Genomic DNA, 22,533 nt, shown 5'->3' on the forward strand with positions numbered 1-22,533 from the left:
TTCGCTGGGGTAGACGAGGGCTGCGGCGGAACGATGACGCGGCGGTCAGTCGCCGTCTTCGCGCGCCTCCGCGATCGCCTCGGCCTGGATGACCGGGATGGCGGTCGTGATGACCTCCAGGCCGCTCAACCGGGCGGGCGACAGGAGACGGGTCACTTCTTCGCGGCTCATCAGCTTCGCCTCGACGACGAGATCGGCGACGTTCCGGCCCGTCAGCAGGGCCGACTTGGCGAGGGCAGCGGCCGCCGCGTAGCCGATGTGCGGGGTGAGCGCCGTGATCACGCCGATCGACGATCCGACCATGGCGCCGAGGCGCTCCTCGTTGGCGGTGATGCCGTCCACGCAGTTGATCCGGAGCGTGCGGAAGGCCTGCGCCATCCACGTGATGCTCTGCAGCAGCGAGTGCGCGATGACCGGCTCGAACGCGTTCAGCTGCAGCTGGCCGCCCTCCGCGGCCATGGTGACGGTGACATCCGCCCCTGCCACCGAGAACGCGACCTGGTTGACGACCTCCGGGATCACCGGGTTCACCTTGCCCGGCATGATGCTGGAGCCCGCCTGGCGAGCCGGCAGGTTGATCTCGCCGAGACCCGCCTGCGGACCCGAGGACAGCAGTCGCAGGTCGTTGCAGATCTTCGACAGCTTGATTGCGCTGCGCTTGAGCGACCCGGAGAACGACATGAACGCTCCGGCGTCGCTGGTCGACTCGATGAGGTCGGGTGCGGTCTCCAGGTTCAGACCCGTGATGGCGTTCAGGTGGCGCACGGCGGCGGCCGCGTATCCGGGGTCCGCGGTGATGCCGGTGCCGATCGCGGTCGCGCCGAGGTTGATCTCGGCGAGCAGCCACTTCGTCTCGGTGAGGCGCGCGTGGTCCTCGGTGAGGGTGGTGGCGAACCCGTGGAACTCCTGGCCGAGTGTCATCGGCACGGCGTCCTGCAGCTGCGTGCGGCCGACCTTGAGGATGTTGCGGAACTCCGCCGCCTTGTGCGCGAAGGAGTCGCGCAGCAGCGCGAGCTCGTCGAGCAGGTGGCCGAGTGCGAAGGTGAGCCCGATCTTGATGGCGGTGGGGTAGGTGTCGTTGGTGCTCTGACTGCGGTTGACGTCGTCCAGCGGGTGCAGGTGGGCGTAATCGCCCTTCTCGCGGCCGTCGAGCTCCAGGGCGATGTTGGCGATCACCTCGTTGGCGTTCATGTTGGTCGAGGTGCCTGCGCCGCCCTGCATGACGCCGACGACGAACTGGTCGTGGAAGCCGCCGTCGATGATGAGCTGGCAGGCACGGTCGATGAGCTCGGCCTTGTGCGGCTCGAGCACCCCGATCTCCAGGTTGGCGCGCGCCGCGGCCTGCTTCACGCTGGCCAGGGCGACGATGAGGTCGGGATAGACCGAGATGGGCCGCTTGGCGATCGGGAAGTTCTCGAGCGCGCGCGAGGTGTGGACGCCCCAGTAGGCGTCTGCCGGGATCTCGCGGCTGCCCAGCGAGTCGGTCTCGACGCGGGTGGGGCGGCCGTCCGCGGTGGGGGTGGGAACGTCGGAGACGTTCTCGGAGGAGTCGATCACGGGGATGGGGGTGGTCTTCGGGTCGCCCATGGTTGCTGTCGGGTTCACGGTTGGCACCGTTGCCTCTCGTTGTGCGTTGGCATGCGTATCTGGCGCCGGACGTTCGTGGCCTCCGGCAGTGCCGAGCCTACCCCCGGGATCGGGTCGCCGAGTGGACGTGCTGTCCGCTATCCCGGACTCCCTTCGACACGCTGGCGGTCAGCCGAGCTTGCGCAGCAGACCGCGCGCGAAGCGGTCCTTGCCCTCGGTGTACGGCGGGTAGACGAGTTGCATCGTGTCGGGGGCGAGCGGCTTGCTGAGCACCGCCTTCTCGTGGCTGAACGTCCGGACGGACCGCTCGCCGTGGTAGGCGCCCGCGCCACTCTCCCCCACCCCGCCGAACGGCAGGCCTGCGACCGCGAGGTGCGCGGCCGGGATGCCGAAGCCGACCGCGCCCGAGCTGGTCTCGGTCAGGATGCGGCGCCGCACGGTTGCGCTCGACGTGAAGACGTAGAGGGCGAGCGGCTTGTCGCCTGCGCGGATGAAGCGGATCGCGTCGTCGAGGCCGTCCACCGGCAGGATGGGGAGGATCGGGCCGAAGATCTCCTGCGCCATGGCCGGGGCGTCCCCGGGTACATCGACCAGGACGGTCGGCGCGAGGTACCGCGTGGCGGCGTCGTGATCGCCGCCGATCGCGGTCGTGCCGGAGTCGAGCATCCCGGTCAGGCGGGAGAACTGCCTGTCGTCGACGATGCGGCCGTAGTCGGGGCTCTGCGCCGGGTCGTCGCCGTAGAGCTCGCGCACGGCGTCGCGCAGCGCGTCGGTGAGTCGCGGGACGACCGCCCGGTCGGCGAGCACGTAGTCGGGCGCGACGCAGGTCTGGCCGGCGTTCATGAACTTGCCCCAGGCGATCCGGCGGGCGGCCGCGGCGATGTCGACCGTGCCGTCGACGTAGACCGGGGACTTGCCGCCGAGCTCCAGGGTCACCGGCGTCAGGTGCTCCACGGCGGCCGCAGCGACGATCCGGCCGACCCGCCCGTTCCCCGTGTAGAAGATGTGGTCGAAGCGCTGCGCCAACAGGTCGGTGGTCTCCTCCACGCCGCCCTCGACGACCGCGACGGCCCGGCGGTCCAGGTACTGCGGGATGAGGCGGCCCATGGCGGCGGAAGTGGCCGGCGCCAGCTCGCTGGGCTTCAGCACGACGGCGTTGCCCGCCCCGAGCGCACCCACCAGCGGGGCGAGCAGCAGCTGCACCGGATAGTTCCACGGCGCGATGACGAGCACGACGCCGACGGGCTCCAGCAGGGTGGATGCGCGTGCCGGCAGCAGCGCTCCGGGCACCGACACCCGCTTCGGGCGCAGCCAGCGGCGCAGGTGCTTCAGCGCGTGGTCGATCTCGCCGACGACGAAACCGAGCTCGGCGATCTGCGACTCGGTCGGGTTCTTGCCGAGGTCGGCGAGCAGGGCGTCCTCGAACTCCGCCGACCGCTCGGTGAGCATCCGCCGCAGCGCCCGAAGCTGGGCGAGCCGCCACGCGAGGGGCTTGGTGATCCCGGCATCGAAGGCGGACCGGAGCTCCTCGACCGTGTGCGTCATGCGCCCATCCTAGGGACACTCCCGCACCGTCAGCTCCGGACTTTTTCGACCCGGTTGCGGCGTGTCGGGTCGAACAACTCCGGAGCTGATGGCTGGGGTGGGGCGGGTCAGCGGGCGGGGCGGTACTCGAGGTCGAAGATGGCGTGGCCGAGGCGTTCGCCGCGGCGCTCGAACTTGGTGACCGGGCGGTCGTCGGGGCGCGGGACGAAGCGGTCGGCGCCGGCCTGGTTCACCAGGGCCGGCTCGGCGTCGAGCACCTCGATCATGTGCTCGGCGTACGGCTCCCAGTCGGTGGCGAGCCGCAGCACGCCCTCCGGCGCGAGCGCCCGCACGAGCAGCCGGACGACCTCCGGCTGCACGAGCCGGCGACGGTGGTGGCGGGCCTTCGGCCAGGGGTCGGGGAAGAAGATCAGGATCTCGTCGACGGATCCTGCCGCGAGTCCGCGGTCGAAGACCTCGACCGCGTCGTGGCGGACGATGCGGATGTTGCGGAGCCCCCGGTCGCGCATGGCGCCGAGCACGCGGCCGATGCCGGCGCCGTGCACCTCGATCCCGAGGAAGTCGCGGTCGGGGTGGCGCTCGGCGAGCGTCAGGAGGTTCTCGCCGTTGCCGAAGCCGATCTCGACCACGCGCGGCGCGGTGCGGCCGAACGCGGCGTCGAGGTCGAGCGGCGACCCGTCGAACTCGAGGCCGAAGGTCGGCCACAGCTCGTCGATCGCCCGCTGCTGGGCTTCGGTCTTGCGTCCCCGGACGACGAAGCTGCGCGGCCGGACGAGGGGGGATGGTTCCATCCCCCCATTGTCCCGCACCGCGACTGCGGCCTCGCGTAACGTCTGCGGCTGCGCGAGCGCCCGCATCGGTCACAGCAGGCCGCAGTCACCGACTAGAGCCAGGCGAAGGGAAGCGCCATGAGGCCGACGCCGAGCCCGACGACGGCGAACGCGATGCCGATCGCGGCGCCCGCCAGCATCACGGCGTTGAGCACGATGCCCCAGATGGCGAAGGTCCGTCCCAGCGGCTCCCGCCTCAGGGCCAGGATGCCGAGCACGAGCCCCGCGATCGGGGCGACGAGAGTCCAGCCGAAGACGATCGACGAGAGCCCGATCACGAAGCTCGTGACGCTCAGGGTTCGGACGGGCGCGGCGGTCTGGTACGGAGTGGTGGTGGTCATGCATCCATCCAACCGACCCGCGCTCGCGCCCGGTATCGGGGTAACCCCCGACTTGTCCCTGAGGTCACCCCGCCGTTCGTCACGAATGGGCGCCATTCGTGACGAACAGCGCCCATTCGTGACGAATCGCCGGGCGGGTCAGACCTGACCGAGCAGGCCCTCGATCGGGCCGCGCGCGAAGTAGATCAGGAAGCCGGCCGCCACGATCCACAGCAGCGGGCTGATCTGGCGCGCCTTCCCGGCGAGAGAGCGGATGAGCACCCAGCTGATGAAGCCGACGCCGATGCCGTTCGCGATCGAATAGGTCAGCGGCATGACGATGATCGTCAGGAACACCGGCAGCACCACCGAGAACTCGCTGAAGTCGATGTGCCGGATCTGAACCACCATGAGGGCACCGACGACGACCAGGGCCGCGGCCGCGACCTCCAGCGGGACCACCTGGGTCAGCGGCGTGAAGAACATGGCCAGCAGGAACAGCACGCCGGTGACGACGCTCGCGAACCCGGTCTTGGCGCCCTCGCCGATTCCCGAGGCGGACTCCACGAACACCGTGTTGGACGACGCCGAGACGCCGCCGCCGACGATCGCGCCGACACCCTCCACGATCAGCGACGACTGCAGCCGCGGGAAGGTGCCGTCCTCATTCGCGAGTCCAGCGCTCCGGGCGAGGCCCGTCATCGAGCCCATGGCGTCGAAGAAGTTGGTGAAGACGAGCGTGAAGATCAGCATGATCGCGGCCAGCGCGCCGATCCGGCCGAAGGCGCCGAACAGGTCGACCTGGCCGACGAGGCTGAGGTCCGGGAGCGACACGAGCGAGGTCGGCAACTGCGGGACGGTGAGGTTCCAGCCGGCCGGGTTCTTGCCCATGGACGGGCCGACGTGCCAGATCGCCTCGGCGATGATCGCCACGACCGTCGCGGCGACGATGCCGATGAGGAGCGCGCCCTTGACCTTGCGCGCCATGAGCACGCCCATGATGACCAGCGCGATCAGGAACGTGATCGTCGGCAGCGTCGCGATGGAGCCCGCCTCGCCCAGCTGGACCGGCGGCGACGACAGCGTCGTGGTGCGGACGAAGCCGCTGTCGACGAAGCCGATGAACGCGATGAAGAGGCCGATGCCGACGGTGATCGCCGTCTTGAGGGGCGCGGGGACGGCGTTGAAGATGAGCTTGCGCAGCCCGGTCGCCGACAGCAGCACGATGATGATGCCGTTGATGACGACGAGTCCCATCGCCTCCTGCCAGGTCAGGATCTTGACCACGTTGACGGCGAGGAACGAGTTGATGCCGAGGCCCGCGGCGAAGGCGAACGGCAGGCGCGCGATCAGGCCGAACAGCACCGTCATCACGCCGGCGCTGAGGGCGGTCACCGCGGCCACCTGCGTGGTGCCGAGCGTGTGGCCGACGACGTCCTTCGTCCCACCGAGGATGAGCGGGTTCAGGATGACGATGTACGCCATGGTGACGAAGGTCAGCACGCCACCGCGCACCTCGGTGCCCCAGGTGGTGCCGCGGGCACTGATCTCGAAGAAGCGGTCGAAGCGCCCCTTGGCCGTGGTGGGCGCGCTGGTCGAAGCGGAAATGGTGAACTCCCGTAGGATCGGTGGGCGGTGCCCGGCGAGGATTCAGGTTCGTCGAGTATGCGCGAATGCGCAGCACCAAGCCTATTCCGACTCGAGAGCACTGAAGGACACGCATGGCACTGCCCTGGACGCTGCACGGCGACGGCAAGAAGGTCGGAGCGCACGAGATCGTGCTGCCCGGCGAGCGGCTCACCTGGCCCCGGACGATCGGGCTCGGCGCCCAGCACGTCGTCGCGATGTTCGGCGCGACGTTCCTGGTGCCGCTGCTGACCGGCTTCCCGCCGGCGACGACGCTACTGTTCTCCGGCGTCGGGACGCTGCTGTTCCTCGTCGTGACCGGCAACCGGCTGCCCAGCTACCTCGGTTCATCGTTCGCGTTCATCGTCCCGATCGTCGCCGCCACGAAGGCGCACGGGATGCCGTCGGCGCTGTTCGGCATCCTGATCACGGGCATCCTGCTCGCCATCGTCGGGCTCATTGTGATCGGGACGGGCACCCGCTGGATCGACGGGCTCATGCCCCCGGTCGTGGCCGGCGCCATCGTCGCCCTGATCGGCTTCAACCTGGCACCCGCCGCCGGCGCGAACTTCGCCAAGGCGCCGGTGACCGCGCTCGTGACGCTCGCCGCCGTCATCCTCTGCACCGTCCTGTTCCGCGGGATGCTCGGCCGGCTCTCCATCTTCCTCGGCGTCGCGGTGGGCTACGTCTTCGCGGTCATCGTCGGGCAGGTCGACTTCAGCGGCGTCGAGAAGGCCGCGTGGATCGGGCTCCCGCAGTTCACCCTCCCGGCCAACCCGTTCACCTCCCCCGCCTCGACCTGGGGCATCCTGCCCGCCTTCCTCCCGGTCGTGCTCGTGCTCATCGCCGAGAACGTCGGCCACATCCGCGGGGTCGCCCAGCTCACCGACCCGTCGGTGAACCGTCTCACCGGCCGCGCCCTGTTCGCGGACGGCCTGGCCACAACCATCGCCGGCTTCTTCGGCGGCTCCGGGACGACCACCTACGGCGAGAACATCGGCGTCATGGCCGCGACGCGCATCTACTCGACGGCCGCGTACTGGGTCGCCGGTATCGTCGCCATCCTGCTGGGCCTCTCCCCCAAGGTCGGCGCGGTCATCAACACGATCCCGGCCGGCGTGCTCGGCGGCGTCACCACGGCGCTGTACGGCCTCATCGGCATCATCGGCGTGAAGATCTGGCTGGACAACAAGGTCGACTTCTCCAAGCCGAAGAACCAGTTCACGGCGGCCACCGCGCTCATCATCGGCATCGGCGACTTCACGTTGAACCTCGGCCAGCTGACCTTCAACGGCATCGCGCTCGGCGCCATCGCCGCGATCGTCGTCTACCACGTCATGAACGCGATCGCCCGCGCCCGCGGCACCGACTGACCCTCACGCTGAGGTGCTCGCAGATGCTCCAATTCCGCTGGAATCGCAGCATCTGCGAGCACCTCGGAGAAGGGGCTACTGGTGGAAGTACGGGATGATCAGGTACAGGCCGTAGAGGACCGCCAGCGCGCACGCGGTGAAGCAGGCGTAGGCGCCGGTCAGCGCCAAGCGCTTGCGGCCGGCGGTCAGCGGGTTCTTGCGCTGGGCCTTCTCGGCCTTGCGCTGCAGCTTGGCCGCCTTCTCGGGCGTGAGCACGGTGATCGCGTCGGTGAACTCCACCGGCTCGACGAAGAGGGCCCGGCCCGCCACCGCGAGCAGGCGCGTGCCGAGCGCGTAGAACGCGACGACGACGCAGGAGCCGACGAGGGCCGCCACGAAGACGAGGACGAACGCTGCCCAGTCGATCATGCCGACCTCCTCGGCCGCTCGCGCTTGAGCGGCTTCACCTTCTCGATCTTGACGGCCTTGCCGGACTGCGCGACCTCGCTCTTTCCCTGCAGCGGCACCGGCTTGACCGCGTTCTCGCTGCTGACCCGGTTGCGGCGGGCGCGCCAGAAGATGTAGACGACGACGGCGGTGCCCACGATCGTGTCGATGATGACGCCGACCGGGCCGAGGTTCGCCAGCAGGCCCGCGGCCGCCCCGACGATCGCTGCCGACGGCAGGGTGAGCAGCCAGCCGATGCCGATGCGGCCCGCCGTCCCCCAGCGAACCGACGAGCCGCGGCGGCCGAGTCCCGAGCCGATCACGGAACCGGAGGCCACCTGCGTCGTGGAGAGCGCGAAGCCGAGGTGGCTGGACGCCAGGATCGTGGCCGCCGTGCTCGTCTCCGCCGCGAAGCCCTGCGCGGGCTTCACCTCGGTCAGGCCGCGGCCGAGCGTGCGGATGATGCGCCAGCCGCCCGAGTACGTTCCGAGGGCGATCGCGAGGGCGCAGGCGATCACGACCCAGATCTCCGGGCCGGAGCCGAGCGGCTGCAGGCCGGCCGAGATCAGCGTCAGGGTGATGACGCCCATGGTCTTCTGAGCGTCGTTGGTGCCGTGCGACAGCGCGACAAGCGACGACGAGAAGATCTGGCCGTAGCGGAAGCCGCCGCGGCCGTCGGGCCGGCCGTCGTACCGGCGCGTGATCCAGTACGCGAGCTTCGTCGCGCTCCACGCGACCACCCCCGCGGTGAACGGCGCGATCAGCGCGGGCAGCACGACCTTGTCGAGCACGACCACGAAGTCGATGGATTGGATGCCCGCCCCCACGATCGCGGCGCCGATCAGGCCGCCGAACAGCGCGTGGCTGGACGACGAGGGCAGGCCGAACAGCCAGGTCACCATGTTCCAGACGATCGCGCCGACAAGGCCCGCGAAGATGAGCACCGGGGTGATCTGCACGCCGCCGTCGCCCTCCTTGATGATGCCGCCGGAGATGGTCTTGGCGACCTCGGTGGACAGGAACGCACCGATCAGGTTGAGCACGGCGGCGAGCGCCACCGCGACTTTCGGGCGCATCGCACCGGTCGCGATGGGGGTGGCCATCGCGTTGGCGGTGTCGTGGAAGCCGTTCGTGAAGTCGAAGAAGAGCGCCAGCAGGATGACCAGCACGACGATGAGGGTGAGGTCCACCGTTATCTTTCTCGTGTCGTCGGATGCGTCCCTCCCGACCTAAGACGTCATCGGGAGTTCATGCAAGGGACTGGCGCTGTTCAGACACCGTGACGATACTCACACGGCGCCTGCGTCGGGTCAAACTCGTCAGAGCCGCCCGACCGAGGTGACCCGCACCACGGCGACGCCCTCGCGCGCCGAGTCCTCCAGGAGCACGTCGGCGGCGATGCCCCAGTCGTTGTCGCCGGCGGGATCGGCGATGATCTGGCGCACCCGCCAGACGCCCTCCTCGCCGTCGGGCTTCTCGTCGACCAGGAGCATCGCGGCGGAGCGCGCGGAGGCGTCGGTGAGGATCTCGTCGTGCTCGGCGTAGTACCGCTCCAGCGCCTCGTCCCACTGCGCCTCGGTGAACGGCGGGGCCCCTCCGGCGAGCACTGCGGCCTCCGCCTCCAGGACGCCGAGGTCGTGCACCCGGTCGAGCGCGGCCAGCTGGACGCGGCGGAACAGTTCGTTCCGCACCAGCACGAAGAACGCGCGCCGGTTGGTGGTGACGTTGCGGGGGGCCGGCGGCGCGAGCTCGGTCGTCTCGGCGGCGTGGCGGGCGGCGTCGGGGTGGACGAGCTCCTCCCACTCGTCGAGCAGGCTGGAGTCGACCTGCCGCACCAGCTCGCCCAGCCACTCGACGATGTCGCGCAGCTCCTCGGTGCGGGCCTCGAGCGGCACCGTCTGGTTGAGCGCGCGGTACGCGTCGGACAGGTAGCGCAGCACGACGCCCTCCGACCGGGCGAGCTTGTAGAACGCGATGAACTCGCCGAAGGTCATGGCCCGCTCGTACAGGTCGCGCACGACCGACTTGGGGCGCAGCTCGAAGTCGGCGACCCACGGCTGGCTGGAGGCGTAGGTGGCGAACGCCTCGTGCAGCAGCACGTCGTGGGGCTTCGGATGCGTGACCTCTTCGAGCGCCTCCATCCGTTCCTCGTACTCGATGCCCTCGGCCTTCATCGCCGCGACGGCCTCGCCGCGGGCGTGGAACTGCTGCGCGGAGAGCACCGGCCGCGGGTCGTCGAGCGTCGCCTCGACGACCGACACGATGTCGAGCGCGTAGACGGGCGACTCCGCGTCGAACAGCTCGAACGCGGCGAGCGCGAACGGCGACAGCGGCTGGTTGAGGGCGAAGTTGGGCTGCAGGTCGACCGTGAGACGGATCTCCACCGAGCCGCCCGTGCGCACGGCCTCGACGACACCGGCCGTCAGCAGCGACCGGTACAGCTCGATCGCGCGGCGGGCGAGCGCGAGTTGCCGCTTCCACGGCTCGTGGTTGTCGAACACCAGGTCGCGGACGTGGCCGTACACGTCGCCGCCGCGGCCGATCACGTTGATGAGCATGGCGCTGGTGATCTGCATCGACGAGGTGAGCGTCTCGGGCTCTGCCTCGATCAACTTGCGGAACGACGGCTCGCCCCAGGACACGAAGCCCTCCGGCGCCTTCTTGCGCACGATCTTGCGGCGCTTCTTCGGGTCGTCGCCGGCCTTCTCCAACGCCTTCAGGTTCTCGGACTCGTGCTCCGGCGCCTGGGCGACCACGGTGCCCGCCGTGTCGTAGCCCGCGCGGCCGGCCCGGCCGGCGATCTGGTGGAACTCGCGCGCGTTCAGTTGGCGCATCCGGGTGCCGTCGAACTTGGTGAGCGCGGTCAACAGCACCGTGCGGATCGGCACGTTGATGCCGACGCCGAGCGTGTCCGTGCCGCAGATGACGCGCAGCATCCCGCGCTGCGCCAGCTGCTCGACCAGGCGCCGGTACTTGGGCAGCATCCCGGCGTGGTGCACGCCGATGCCCTGCCGGAGCAGGCGGGAGAGCGTCTTGCCGAAGCTCGTCGTGAAACGGAACTCGCCGATCAGGTCGGCGATCGCCTCGCGCTGCTCCCTGCTGGCGATCTTGGCGCTGGAGAGTGACTGCGCCCGCTCCAGCGCCGCCAGCTGCGAGAAGTGGACGACGTAGATCGGCGACTGGCCGGTGTGCAGCAGGTCCTCGATCGTCTCGTGGACCGGGGTGACCTCGTAGTAATAGTGCAGCGGCACGGGCCGCTCGACGCCCGTGACCGTCGCGGTGGCGCGGCCGGTGCGGCGCTCCAGGTCGGCGGCGAGCGCCGTGACATCGCCGAGCGTGGCCGACATGAGCACGAACTGGGTGTGCGGGAGGGTGAGCAGCGGCACCTGCCACGCCCAGCCGCGGTCGGGGTCGGAGTAGAAGTGGAACTCGTCCATGACCACTTGCCCGACCGGCGTCTCATCGCCGTGGCGCAGGGCCAGGTTGGCGAGGATCTCGGCGGTCGCGCAGACGATCGGCGCATCGGCGTTGACCGCGGAGTCGCCGGTGGTCATGCCGACGTTCTCCGGCCCGAAGATGTCGACGAGGGAGAAGAACTTCTCCGAGACCAGCGCCTTGATCGGGGCCGTGTAGTACGTGCGCTCCCCGCGGGCGAGCGCGGCGAAGTGCGCGCCCACGGCGACGAGCGACTTCCCGGTGCCGGTGGGTGTGCTCAGGATGAGGTTCGCACCGCCCACGACCTCGATGACCGACTCGTCCTGCGCCGGGTAGAGCTGGATGCCGCCCGCCTCGACCCACGCCACGAAGGTGTCGTAGACCGCGTCCTCGCTCACCGACCCCGGCCCGGACCACCCCGGGATGTCCTCGACGCGCAGGCGGCGGGCGGCGGGCGGGGCGGCGTCGGACATGATCCCCAAGCCTGTCACACCCATGCGCAGAGGGACGGTTCCGAAGGTCCGGAACCGCCCCTCGCGTTGCTCACTGCCTACGGCTGCTGCCGTCGGAATGCGGCATCATCGGCTTCTCGACGCTCGAGCCACCGAGCCACCATGGCGGCTGGAACGATCACGAACAGGGTGCAACAGTAGATCCCCAGCGGAGCCCAGTTGCTGGGGTCGATGATCCCTCCGTTGGGCAACCAGAGGGCGAGGGCGATCAGGATCGCTATCCAGAACACGGACACGAACCAAATCCACTGGCGAAACTTCATCGCAATGCCTTTCCTTCCGCCAACCTACGCGCAACCCGCTTTGACGAGCTGACCGAGGTAGGTGTAGCTGAACGCCCAGTTGCGGCAGCGGCTCAATCCGGTTCAAACCTGCTTGCGAGCCCGAAACCGCCGGTATCTCTGCCCGAGGAAGTAGACTCCGGGAGCTCCGAGCGCGGTTGCGAGAATCGCCCGCGGCGAAGCGTCGATCGTCACCAGGACTGCTGCCAAAGCAGCACCGACGAGGAGCGAAACGAAGAAGTCCTCGACGAGGGAGAAGAGCCCCGCCTTCGGCTGGTCACCATTTGACATCGTAGATGAGCCCCGGTCCGACATGTGGAATGTTCAGCTGGATACAACGTCCCGCTCGGAGAGCGTTGGTTGCAGCGTTCTTGACGACGCACACGCCGGCCAGCGTTGCCATCGACACGTTCACACGAGATCTCCGCATCGAGAACCTCCACTTTCGTTCCTCATCGAACGAGCGGACAAACTGTCCTTCACCCGACCCGTCAGGCCGGAAAGGTCGCAGTCCGCAACCGCACGGGCATCAACTGCCTGCACCCCGAACACTGCCGGAAACCCGCATCGCACCGTCGATTTAGGACAACACGACCCCGGACATGATCCCTCGGGTGTCACACCCCGACGACAAGGGCGGCCCGGCGCCGGACGGCGGGATCGAGCGCGCACACAGCCGGCGGCAATAGGTTTGACCCATGGCTGAGTTCTGGCGGCCGGCGGCGGCCGGCGTCGCGAGCGTCGTCGCGGGTGTCGGGCTCGCCGAGCTCGTCAGCGCCTTCGTCGTGCAGAACGGCAGCCCGGTGCTGACCGTCGGCGCGCTCCTGATCGATCTCGCCCCGGCGTGGCTCAAGCAGGCCGTCATCGCCGCGTTCGGCACGGGCGACAAGGCGTTCCTGATCGTCGCGCTCGCCGTGGTCGTGCTGGCCGGCGCCGGTCTCGCCGGCTGGCTGGAGTTCCGGCGGCCGCCGCTGGGCCGCATCCTGATCGGCCTCGGCGGGGTGATCGGCGTCGTCGCCGCGGTGACGCGCGCGGGCAACGGCGTCATCGACGCCGTGCCGTCGGTGCTCGCCGCGGTGGTCGCCGTGCTGCTGCTCGGCTGGCTGATCGGGATGCTGCGCGACACGCGGCCCACCCGCGTCGCGCCGCGCGGGCGGGTCAGCCGGCGGCGCTTCGTCGGCAGCACGGCAGCGACGGCCGCGGCCGGTGCGGTGGCCCTGGTGGTCGGCCAGGCGTCGGCCTCGGGCTTCCGCGGCGCGACAGCCGCCCGTGCGGCGGTCAAGCTGCCGTCCCCGGCCGCCACCGCTCCCCCGATCCCGGCCGGGGCGTCGTTCGACATCCCGGGCCTCTCGCCGCTCATCACGCCGAACGCCGACTTCTACCGCATCGACACCGCCCTGCAGATCCCGGGCATCGACCCGCGGGGATGGCGGCTGCGCATCCACGGGATGGTCGATCAGGAGGTGGAGCTGACGTTCGCGCAGCTGCTCGCGCTGCCGCTGGAGGAGTCGACGACGACGCTGACCTGCGTCTCGAACGAGGTCGGCGGCGACCTGATCGGCAACGCGACCTGGCTCGGCTACCCGATCCGGCACCTGCTGGCCCGGGCGAAGCCGTCCGCCGGCGCCGACATGGTGCTCTCGACCAGTCAGGACGGCTGGACGGCATCCACCCCGATCGAGGCCCTGACCGACGAGCGGAACGCGATCCTCGCCGTCGGGATGAACGGCCAGCCGCTCCCGCTCGAGCACGGCTACCCGGTGCGGATGGTCGTCCCCGGCCTCTACGGCTACGTCTCGGCCACGAAGTGGGTGGTGTCGCTGGAGGTGACCCGCTTCGCCGACCACACCGCGTACTGGACCGAGCGCGGCTGGTCGGAGCGCGGACCGGTGAAGCTCTCCTCCCGGATCGACGTCCCCGCCGCGGGCCGGGAGGTGAAGGCCGGGACGGTCGCGGTCGCCGGCGTGGCCTGGTCGCAGCACGTCGGCGTCAGCGCCGTGCACGTGCGCGTGGACGACGGACCGTGGCAGGAGGCGACGCTCGCCGACGCGATCTCGGCCGACACCTGGCGGCAGTGGCGGTACGCGTGGGACGCGGCTCCCGGCGCGCGCACCCTGACCGTGCGGGCGACGGATGCGAACGGCACGGTCCAGACCTCGACCGTGCGGGACGTGGTGCCGGATGGCGCGACCGGGCTGCACAGCGTCAGCGTCACCGTGGTCTAGCGTCACCGTCGTCTGAGGCAGCGCGGTGGGAACCGGGCCGCGGGTGTGATTGGCTGAGATCATGGCCCTCCCGCCCCTGGTCGAACCCGGTCCCGAGCTGACGCCGGAGCGCACCGCCCGGTACGCCCGCACCACGCAGCTGCCCGGCTTCGGGCCGGTGGCCCAGCGCCGACTGCGTGCCGCGCGCGTGCTCATCGTCGGTGCGGGCGGGCTGGGCTCCGCGGTGCTGCCGCTCCTCGCCTCGGCCGGGTTCGGAACGATCGGCATCGTCGACGACGACCGCGTGGAGCCGAGCAACCTGCCGCGCCAGGCCATCCACACCCCGTCCGACGTCGGTCGGGCCAAGGTGGAGTCGGCGGCGGAGACCGTGCGCGCGCTCGACGACACGATCGAGGTCCGGCTGCTCGCCGAACGGCTGACCTCCGAGAACGCGCGGGAGGTCCTCTCCGGCTACGACCTCGTGCTCGACGGCAGCGACAACTTCCCGACCCGGTACCTGGTCGACGACGCGGCGACGTTCGCCGGCATCCCCGTCGTCTGGGGCGCCGTGCACCAGACCGGCGGCCAGGCCGGCCTCAGCTGGGCGGTGCAGGGGCCGACCTACCGCGACCTGTTCCCGGTGCCTCCGGCTCCGGGCAGTGTGGCCAGCTGCGCGGAGGCAGGGGCGCTGCCGTCGGTGTGCGGCGTCATCGGGGGCCTGATGGTCAGCCAGGCGATCCTGCTCGTCACCGGCACGGGCGACCCGCTGCTCGGCCGCGTCGTCGTCCACGACGGCCTGCGCGGCACGTTCCGCGAGCTCGCCTACGCGCGCGACCCGGAGGCCGAGCCGGTCACCGGGCTCATCGACTATGACCTGTTCTGCGGGGTTACCGACACGATGTCGCCCGCCGAGCTCCACGCGCGGCTGCTCGCGGGCGAACCGCACACGCTGCTCGACGTGCGCGAGCCGTGGGAGGCCGACATCGTGGAGCTGCCCGGCTCGCTGCTGGTGCCGCTCGGCGTGATCGAGCGCGACCCGGAAGGGGTCGCGGCCCGGCTCCCCGAGGGACCGCTCGTGATCGTCTGCCACCACGGCATCCGCGCCGAGACCGCCCGGCAGCTGCTCGATGGCGCCGGGGCGCCCGGCCTCGTCCTCGCCGGCGGAATCGAGGCGTGGGCGCGCGATGTCGACCCGAGCCTCCCCCGGTACTGACCGTGGACGGCCGGCGCGGGATACTGAACCCATGACCACAGCGCGCAGCGTCGAGGAGCATGCCGGGATCGTCGCGCGGATGCTGGAGCCGCTCAGCGACGAACCCTCCGTCGAGACCGTGCCGCTGGCCGATGCCCTCGGCCGCGTCACCGCGGGCGAGGTGCGGTCGGAGGTCGACCTGCCGCTGTTCCGCAACTCCCAGATGGACGGGTACGCGGTGCGGGCGGCCGACATCCACTCGGTCCCGGTCGCGCTGGAGGTGAGCGGCGACATCCCGGCCGGCCACACCAGCCCGGTGACCCTGATCGCCGGCACGGCGCTTCGCATCATGACCGGCGCCCCCGTGCCGACGGGAGCCGACGCGATCGTCCCGGTGGAGGACACCGAGCTGGTCCTCGGGCGCGACGACGACCTGGAGGGCGCGGTCGTCGAGATCCGCCGCTCCCGCAGCGCCGGCGAGTACGTCCGCGAGCGCGGCAGCGACGTCCGCCGCGGCGAGGTGCTCGTGCCCGAAGGGACCCGGCTCGCGCCCCGGCACCTGGCGGCGCTCGCGGCCGCGGGCGTCGAGACGGTGCACGTGCGCGCACGGCTGCACGTCGCCGTCCTGACCACCGGATCGGAGCTCGTGACCTCCGGATCGCCCGCGCACGGGCAGGTCTTCGACGCCAACGGCATCGCGCTCGCGTCGCTCGTGGAGGAGGCCGGGGCCGTCGTCTCGCTGCGCGCGAGCAGCGACGACGATCCCGGCGCCTTCGCCCGCATCCTGGATGACGCGATCCGGTCGAGCGACCTCGTCATCACCTCCGGCGGCATCTCGAAGGGCGCCTACGAGGTGGTACGCGAGGTGCTGCTGCCCCGCGGGGCGGACGTGACGTCGGTGGCGATGCAGCCGGGCGGACCGCAGGCGACCGCGGTGATCGACGGCGTGCCGGTGGTCGCGTTCCCGGGCAACCCGGTCAGCACGCAGGTGTCGTTCGCCGTGTTCCTGCGCGGGCCGCTGCGCGCCGCCGCCGGGCTGCCGCCGCTGCCGCCGCAGCGGGCGACGCTCACCGAAGCCGTGCGCTCGGTCCCCGGCCGCCGGCAGTTCCTGCGCGGCCGGCTCGACGAGGGCGGCGGCGTCGCCCCGGTCGCCGGTCCCTCGTCGCACCTGGTCGCGGCGATGGCCAAGGCCGACGTGCTCATCGACGTGCCCGTGGAGGCGGAGGCGCTCGACGCGGGCTCCGCCGTGACAGTCTGGACGCTATGACGCAGTTGACCCACCTCGACGCCGACGGCCGTGCACGCATGGTCGATGTCGGAGGCAAGCCGGAGACCGACCGGGAGGCGGTCGCGCGCGGCCGCTTCGTGACCACCCCGGAGGTGGTCCGGCTGGTGGCCGCCGACGACCTGCCCAAGGCGGACGTGCTCGCCACCGCCCGCATCGCCGGGATCGGCGGGGCGAAACGCACGAGCGAGCTCATCCCGCTCTGCCACCCGCTCCCGCTGAACGGCGTGCGCGTCGACTTCGAGCTGGACGCCGACGCCGGCGCCATCGAGATCGAGGTCGTCGCACGCACGCACGGCCGCACCGGCGTGGAGATGGAGGCGCTCACCGCGGTCGCGGTCGCGGGGCTCACGCTGCACGACATGGTGAAGGCGGTGGACCCGGCAGCGATGCTCACCGACGTCCGGCTCGTCGCGAAGAGCGGCGGGAAGCGCGGCGAGTGGCGGCGGGACGGCGAGCCCTCGGCGGTGGCCCCGGCACAGCCCGAGACGACCCATCCCGCGATCGTGCTGGTCGCCTCCACCCGCGCCGCCCGCGGCGTCTACGAGGACACGACCGGGCCGGTGATCGCGGACTGGCTGGCCGAGCGCCGGCTTCCCGCCGACGTCCGGGTCGTCGCCGACGCCGAGGTGGACGCGGCCCTGCGCGCCGCCGTCGCCGAGCGTCCCCTGGTGCTCATCACGACCGGTGGCACCGGTGTCTCGCCGACCGACCGGACGCCGGAGGCGACGGCGGCCCTGCTCGACCGAGAGCTGCCCGGCATCGAGGAGGCGCTGCGGGCGCGCGGCGCCGCGGCGACCCCGCTGGCGGCGCTCAGCCGCGGCCGGGTCGGGGTGGCCGGTTCGACCCTGGTGGTCAACCTCCCTGGCTCGCGCGGCGGTGTCGCCGATGGGCTGGCGGTGCTCGACGACCTGCTCCCCCATCTTCTGGACCAGCTGCGCGGAGGCGACCACTCGTGAGCGACATCCTCGCCACCGTCACGGCGGACCCGCTCGACCCGTCCACCGTCGACGAGTTCGTCTGGCGTGCGGAGGCGGGAGCCGTCGTGTCGTTCCGGGGCGTCGTCCGCGATCACGACGGCGGGAAGGGCGTCGTCTCGCTCGACTACCGGGCGCATCCCGACGCCGAGGACTTCCTCCGGGCGTGCTGCGAGGAGGTGGCTCGCACCAGCGGCCTGCGGGTCGCCGCGCAGCACCGCATCGGCTCGCTGACGATCGGCGACCTGGCGCTCATCGCCGCGGTCGCGGCCCCGCACCGGGCGGAGGCGTTCGCGGCGTGCGCCGAGCTGGTCGAGATCATCAAGGCGCGGGTGCCGATCTGGAAGCGGCAGCACTTCTCCGACGGCGCCTCGGAGTGGGTCGGCCTTTAGGCTTCCGCATCCGCACCTGCGGTTCTAGGCTGGACCTCGTGCCGCAGATACGGATCAAGGACGCCGCGCTCTACCTCGGTGTGAGCGACGACACCGTTCGCCGCTGGATCGAGGCGGGGCTGCTCGGCAGCACCCGCGACGACAGCGGACGGACGGTGGTGGACGGTCTCGAGCTCGCGCAGCTCGCCCGGCAGAACGCCGTGCTGCCCTCCGACCCGTCGGGCGTCGCCGGCTCGGCCCGCAACCGCTTCGTCGGGCTGGTGACCGACATCGTCGTGGACACGGTGATGGCGAAGGTGGAGCTGCAGTGCGGCCCGCACCGCGTGGTCTCGCTCATCAGCAGCGACGCGGTTCGCGACCTCGGGCTGGAGCTCGGATCGGTGGCGGTCGCCGTCGTGAAGGCGACCAACGTGATCGTGGAGGCGCCCGCGGGCCACGGCGGTCCGGCGGTGTCGCGGTGACGCGCCCACGACTGCGCGCCGCCGTCGTCCTGGCAGTGGCCGCTGGGCTGCTGCTGAGCGGCTGCAGCACGGCCGCCGCCGGCCCCGGCGCCTCCGGGACACCCACGCGGTCCGCCGACGATGTCCACGGCACCGTGACGGTGTTCGCGGCCGCCTCCCTCACCGCGACGTTCACCCGGCTCGGGAAGGAGTTCGAGGCCGCGCATCCCGGAGCGACGGTCTCCTTCTCGTTCGCCGGATCCTCCGACCTCGTCTCGCAGCTGACCGCCGGTGCCCCGGCCGACGTGTTCGCGTCCGCCGACGAGAAGAACATGACGAAGGCGGTGGATGCGGGGACGATCGACGGCAAACCGGTGGATTTCGCGACGAATGTGCTCGCCATCGCCGTGCCGGCCGGCAATCCCGCGCACGTGAAGAGCTTCGCCGACCTCGCCTCCCCGTCGGTCAAGACGGTGATCTGCGCGCCCCAGGTGCCGTGCGGCACCGCGACCGCGGCGGTCGAGAAGTCGGCGGGCGTGACGCTGACGCCGGTGAGCCAGGAGTCGTCGGTGACCGACGTGCTCGGCAAGGTGATCTCCGGCGAGGCCGACGCCGGTGTCGTCTACGCGACCGATGTGAAGGGCGCGGGTAGCAAGGTCGCCTCGGTGCCGTTCCCGGAGGCGGCGAAGACGGTCAACGTGTACCCGCTCGCGACCGTCGCGCACGCCCCCAACCCGGCCGGAGCCGCCGCGTTCGTCGCGTTCGTCACCGGTCCGTCCGGCCGATCGGCGCTGCGGGCCGAAGGCTTCGGGCTGCCGTGAGCCGCCGATGAACGTCCGTCTCGGCGTCCCCCGCTGGGTGCTCGCCGTCGCCGCGGTGGGTGCCCTCTTCGTGGTGCTGCCGCTGATCGCGATGGCACTCCGGGTCGACTGGCTGCACTTCCTGCCGCTGATCGCATCCCCGTCGTCGGTGGATGCGCTGCTCCTCAGCCTGCGCACCTCGCTGCTGGCCACGGCCGGCTGCCTGGTGCTGGGCGTCCCGATGGCGGTGGTGCTGGCGCGCGTGCCGTTCGCCGGGCAGCGGGTGGTGCGCGCGATCGTGCTGCTGCCGCTCGTGCTGCCGCCGGTCGTCGGCGGCCTCGCGCTCCTCGCCCTCTACGGCCGGCGCGGGCTGCTCGGCGGCGCGCTCGACGTGGCGTTCTCGACCCCCGCGGTCGTGATCGCGCAGACGTTCGTCGCGCTGCCGTTCCTCGTGCTCAGCCTGGAGGGCGCGCTGCGCTCCGCGGGCGAGCGCTACGAGGCGGTGGCGGCGACGCTCGGCGCGCGCCCGTCGGCTGTGCTGTTCCGGGTAACGCTGCCGCTGGTGCTCCCAGCGGTGGTGTCCGGCGCCATCCTGTCGTTCGCGCGGGCGCTCGGCGAGTTCGGCGCGACGCTCACCTTCGCCGGCAGCCTGCAGGGCGTGACGCGCACCCTGCCGCTGGAGATCTACCTGCAGCGGGAGACCGACCCGGATGCGGCGGTCGCCCTCTCGCTCGTGCTCATCGCCGTCGCGATCGCCGTGGTCGCCGTCGCGCACGGCGCCGGCGAGCGGGTGCGGCCGTGGCGGGCCGCACGGAGCGACGCGTGAGCCTGCGGCTGGACGCCGCGCTGGACGCGCGCGACGTCGCCGTCTCGCTGTCGCTCGACGACGGCGAGACCCTGGCCGTGCTCGGCCCGAATGGCGCCGGCAAGTCGACCGTGCTCGGGATGCTCGCCGGGCTCGTCCGCCCCGACCGCGGGAGCGCGACGCTCGGCGACGACGTGCTGTTCGAGCTGCCCGGCACCTGGAGCCCGCCGCACCGCCGCGGGGTCGCCCTACTGGCACAGGAGGCCCTGCTCTTCCCGCACCTGATCGTGCGGCACAACGTCGCGTTCGGCCCGCGCTCCTCCGGCGCGACGCGTTCGGAGGCGGGCGCGCTGGCCGACGAGTGGCTGCGGCGCACGGCGACCGACGCGTTCGCCGACCGGCGCCCGGCCGAGCTCTCCGGCGGGCAGGCGCAGCGCGTCGCCATCGCCCGCGCGCTCGCCGCGGAGCCCCGCCTGCTCCTCCTCGACGAACCCCTGTCGGCCCTCGACGTGGCGGTCGCGGCCGACGTGCGCGGGATGCTCTCCGATGTGCTCGCGGGCCGCACGACGGTCCTCGTGACGCACGACGCGCTCGACGCCTACCTGCTCGCCGACCGGGTGGCGGTCATGCACGACGGCCGCGTGGTGGAGGAGGGCCCGACGCGGCGCGTGCTGGAGCGGCCGCGGCATCCGTTCACGGCGGAGCTCTCCGGGCTGACGCTGGTGCGCGGCGTCCGCACGCCCGACGGGATGCGCGGCGACGACGGGATGCTGCTCCCCGGCGAGCCCGTCGAGCCGGTCGGGCAGGGCGCTCCTGTACTCGCGGCGGTGCGCCCGTCCGCCGTGCGGCTGACGCCGCCGGGCTCCGGGTCGATCGCCGCGGAGGTCACCGCGCTCGAACCGCAGGCCGACCTCGTGCGCGTGCGCACCGACCGCCTCGACGCGCTGGTGCCGCCCGCCGACGTCGCAGACCTCCGCCTGCGCGTCGGCGACCCCGTCGCCCTGACCGTCCCGCCGTCCGCCGTCACCCTCTACCCCGCCTGATCCTCCGCCGAGGTGCTCGCAGATGTCGCCCCTCGGCCCGAGATCGCGCACCTACGAGCACCTCAGCGGCGGGGTTGAGAGGGGTGCGGGGTTCAGCCGCCGGCGAAGGGTGGGAGGACGTCGACGATGCCGGTCACCTCGCGGGAGGGGTCGCGCGAGACGACGCCGCCGACCAGGAACGAGCCCGACCGCACCACGCGCTCCATGGCGTCGCCGTAGCGGGCCACCAGCACGGCCTGCAGGCCGCCGACGGTCGCGTCGGCCACCTCGATCCGCTCCTCGGGCCTCCCGGCCGCCTCCTCCGCCGCCGCGAAGTACCGCACGACGACCTCAGCCACCGATCGCCCCCATGCTCCGCACCGGCGGGGCGAACCCGGCCGCGTCCATCCCGTGCCCGGCCTGCTTGCCCCACATCGCCGCCTGCCACCAGCGCGCGATCTCGCTGTCGTCGGCCCCGCCGCGCAGCAGCCCGCGCAGGTCGGTCTCGTCGTCGCCGAAGAGGCACGAACGCACCGTGCCCTCGGCGGTGATCCTGGTGCGGTCGCACGCCGCGCAGAACGAGCGCGTGACCGACGCGATGATGCCGACGGTCGCCGGGGCGCCGCCCACCGTCCAGCCCTCGACGCGCCACTCCTCGGCCGGCGCGTGCGGGTCGTCGCGGCCCGCCTCCACGAGGGTGAACCGCTCCCCCAGCACCGCGAGCAGCTCCTCGGCCGACACCATGTTCTCGCGCAGCCACGAGCGGTCGGCGTCGAGCGGCATCTGCTCGATGAAGCGGAGCCGGCAGCCGTTCTCCAGCGCCCAGGCGAGCAGCTCCGCGGCGTCGTGCAGCGTGTCCCGCATCATCACGGCATTCAGCTTGAGCGGGGTCATCCCGGCCTCGTGCGCGGCCCGGATGCCCGCGAGCACGGCCGGGAGCCGGTCGCGGCGGGTCAGCCGGGCGAAGTGCTCGCGGTCGACCGTGTCGAGCGACACGTTCACGCGGGTGAGGCCGGCCTCCACGAGCGAGTGGATCCGGTGGTCCAGCCCGATGCCGTTGGTCGTGATCGAGAGGTCGATGCCGGGCGCGGCCTCCGCCGAGCGTCCGATGATCTCCGCCAGGTCGGCGCGCATCAGCGGCTCGCCCCCGGTGAACCGGACCTCGCGCACGCCCAGGTCGCGCACGCCGATCCGCACCAGCCGCGCGATCTCCGTCGCGGTCAGCAGGTCGTCGCGCGGGATCGCGGGCAGGCCCTCCGCGGGCATGCAGTAGGTGCAGCGCAGCGAGCACTTCTCGGTCACCGACACCCGCAGGTCGCGCGCGACACGCCCGAAGCGGTCGACGAGCCCGGGATGCTCCGGCCGCCCGGCGAGGCTCGGCATGCCGCCGGGAGCCGGCTCGGGGCGCGACGCGGCCCGCAGCGGGAGTCCCAGATTCACGGCCGTCATGCTCTTCACCATAGACCGGCGGGCGGCCACGG

21 protein-coding genes are annotated in these 22,533 nt (G+C 71.7%); 10 read left to right on the forward strand and 11 right to left on the reverse strand.

Going from position 1 to position 22,533, the window contains the following annotated elements; translation table 11 throughout:
- Positions 1-45: 45 nt before the first annotated feature.
- The 5 genes from HNO83_RS04890 to HNO83_RS04910 all read right to left on the reverse strand — a co-directional run bounded on the left by HNO83_RS04890 (position 46) and on the right by HNO83_RS04910 (position 5,830).
- Entirely contained in the window at positions 46-1,587 is a 1,542-nt protein-coding gene (locus HNO83_RS04890; protein ID WP_175336695.1) for an aspartate ammonia-lyase, read from the reverse strand.
- Between the two features lie 168 nt (positions 1,588-1,755).
- Positions 1,756-3,132 (reverse strand): aldehyde dehydrogenase family protein, encoded by a 1,377-nt coding sequence (locus HNO83_RS04895; protein ID WP_175336404.1) that lies wholly within the window; start codon positions 3,130-3,132, stop codon positions 1,756-1,758.
- 107 nt (positions 3,133-3,239) lie between these two features.
- Positions 3,240-3,923 carry a tRNA (guanosine(46)-N7)-methyltransferase TrmB gene (gene trmB, locus HNO83_RS04900; protein ID WP_175336405.1) on the reverse strand — a complete coding sequence of 228 codons (684 nt, stop codon included), beginning with the start codon at positions 3,921-3,923 and terminating at the stop codon, positions 3,240-3,242.
- Positions 3,924-4,015: 92 nt separating this feature from the next.
- Positions 4,016-4,303 (reverse strand): hypothetical protein, encoded by a 288-nt coding sequence (locus HNO83_RS04905; protein ID WP_175336406.1) that lies wholly within the window; start codon positions 4,301-4,303, stop codon positions 4,016-4,018.
- A 138-nt stretch (positions 4,304-4,441) separates the two neighbouring features.
- Entirely contained in the window at positions 4,442-5,830 is a 1,389-nt protein-coding gene (locus HNO83_RS04910) for an NCS2 family permease (protein WP_502708420.1), read from the reverse strand.
- Positions 5,831-6,003: 173 nt separating this feature from the next.
- On the opposite strand from HNO83_RS04910, the gene HNO83_RS04915 reads away from it, so the two are divergent.
- Positions 6,004-7,281 (forward strand): uracil-xanthine permease family protein, encoded by a 1,278-nt coding sequence (locus tag HNO83_RS04915; RefSeq protein WP_175336407.1) that lies wholly within the window; start codon positions 6,004-6,006, stop codon positions 7,279-7,281.
- Between the two features lie 75 nt (positions 7,282-7,356).
- Here HNO83_RS04915 and HNO83_RS04920 read toward each other — a convergent pair whose 3' ends face one another.
- The 4 genes from HNO83_RS04920 to HNO83_RS04935 form a co-directional block, all read right to left on the reverse strand.
- Positions 7,357-7,689: a peptidase gene (locus HNO83_RS04920; RefSeq protein WP_175336408.1), complete on the reverse strand. Its 333-nt coding sequence runs from the start codon at positions 7,687-7,689 to the stop codon at positions 7,357-7,359.
- A complete protein-coding gene (locus tag HNO83_RS04925) occupies positions 7,686-8,897 on the reverse strand; it encodes an inorganic phosphate transporter (RefSeq protein WP_175336409.1) in 1,212 nt (403 codons plus the stop codon). Before HNO83_RS04925 ends, HNO83_RS04920 begins: the two co-directional genes overlap by 4 nt.
- Positions 8,898-9,026: 129 nt before the next feature.
- Entirely contained in the window at positions 9,027-11,615 is a 2,589-nt protein-coding gene (locus HNO83_RS04930; protein ID WP_175336410.1) for a DEAD/DEAH box helicase, read from the reverse strand.
- Between the two features lie 77 nt (positions 11,616-11,692).
- Positions 11,693-11,917 carry a hypothetical protein gene (locus tag HNO83_RS04935; RefSeq protein WP_175336411.1) on the reverse strand — a complete coding sequence of 75 codons (225 nt, stop codon included), beginning with the start codon at positions 11,915-11,917 and terminating at the stop codon, positions 11,693-11,695.
- A 716-nt stretch (positions 11,918-12,633) separates the two neighbouring features.
- Between HNO83_RS04935 and HNO83_RS04940 the strand changes: the two genes are divergently transcribed.
- The 9 genes from HNO83_RS04940 (at position 12,634) to HNO83_RS04980 (ending at position 21,073) form a co-directional block, all read left to right on the forward strand.
- Positions 12,634-14,160, forward strand: a complete 1,527-nt coding sequence (locus tag HNO83_RS04940) for a molybdopterin-dependent oxidoreductase (protein WP_175336412.1) — start codon at positions 12,634-12,636, stop codon at positions 14,158-14,160.
- A gap of 61 nt (positions 14,161-14,221) precedes the next feature.
- Complete coding sequence (locus HNO83_RS04945) at positions 14,222-15,352, forward strand: ThiF family adenylyltransferase (RefSeq protein ID WP_175336413.1); 1,131 nt, start codon at positions 14,222-14,224, stop codon at positions 15,350-15,352.
- Positions 15,353-15,383: 31 nt separating this feature from the next.
- Entirely contained in the window at positions 15,384-16,598 is a 1,215-nt protein-coding gene (locus HNO83_RS04950; protein WP_175336414.1) for a molybdopterin molybdotransferase MoeA, read from the forward strand.
- Positions 16,595-17,575, forward strand: a complete 981-nt coding sequence (gene moaCB, locus HNO83_RS04955) for a bifunctional molybdenum cofactor biosynthesis protein MoaC/MoaB (RefSeq protein ID WP_175336415.1) — start codon at positions 16,595-16,597, stop codon at positions 17,573-17,575. The genes HNO83_RS04950 and moaCB overlap by 4 nt, the downstream gene beginning before the upstream one ends.
- Complete coding sequence (locus HNO83_RS04960; RefSeq protein WP_175336416.1) at positions 17,572-17,985, forward strand: molybdenum cofactor biosynthesis protein MoaE; 414 nt, start codon at positions 17,572-17,574, stop codon at positions 17,983-17,985. The genes moaCB and HNO83_RS04960 overlap by 4 nt, the downstream gene beginning before the upstream one ends.
- Before the next feature lie 38 nt (positions 17,986-18,023).
- Entirely contained in the window at positions 18,024-18,446 is a 423-nt protein-coding gene (locus tag HNO83_RS04965) for a TOBE domain-containing protein (RefSeq protein ID WP_175336417.1), read from the forward strand.
- Positions 18,443-19,246, forward strand: a complete 804-nt coding sequence (gene modA / locus HNO83_RS04970) for a molybdate ABC transporter substrate-binding protein (protein ID WP_175336418.1) — start codon at positions 18,443-18,445, stop codon at positions 19,244-19,246. The genes HNO83_RS04965 and modA overlap by 4 nt, the downstream gene beginning before the upstream one ends.
- Positions 19,247-19,253: 7 nt before the next feature.
- Positions 19,254-20,051 carry an ABC transporter permease gene (locus tag HNO83_RS04975; RefSeq protein WP_175336419.1) on the forward strand — a complete coding sequence of 266 codons (798 nt, stop codon included), beginning with the start codon at positions 19,254-19,256 and terminating at the stop codon, positions 20,049-20,051.
- Positions 20,048-21,073: a sulfate/molybdate ABC transporter ATP-binding protein gene (locus tag HNO83_RS04980; RefSeq protein ID WP_175336420.1), complete on the forward strand. Its 1,026-nt coding sequence runs from the start codon at positions 20,048-20,050 to the stop codon at positions 21,071-21,073. Before HNO83_RS04975 ends, HNO83_RS04980 begins: the two co-directional genes overlap by 4 nt.
- 92 nt (positions 21,074-21,165) lie before the next feature.
- On the opposite strand, the gene HNO83_RS04985 is transcribed toward HNO83_RS04980, so the two are convergent.
- Both HNO83_RS04985 and moaA read right to left on the reverse strand, forming a co-directional pair.
- Positions 21,166-21,411, reverse strand: a complete 246-nt coding sequence (locus tag HNO83_RS04985) for a MoaD/ThiS family protein (RefSeq protein ID WP_175336421.1) — start codon at positions 21,409-21,411, stop codon at positions 21,166-21,168.
- Positions 21,404-22,501 carry a GTP 3',8-cyclase MoaA gene (gene moaA / locus HNO83_RS04990; RefSeq protein WP_217498737.1) on the reverse strand — a complete coding sequence of 366 codons (1,098 nt, stop codon included), beginning with the start codon at positions 22,499-22,501 and terminating at the stop codon, positions 21,404-21,406. Before moaA ends, HNO83_RS04985 begins: the two co-directional genes overlap by 8 nt.
- Positions 22,502-22,533: the final 32 nt, after the last annotated feature.

The organism is Leifsonia sp. C5G2 (assembly GCF_013359685.1).
Lineage (GTDB): Bacteria > Actinomycetota > Actinomycetes > Actinomycetales > Microbacteriaceae > Leifsonia.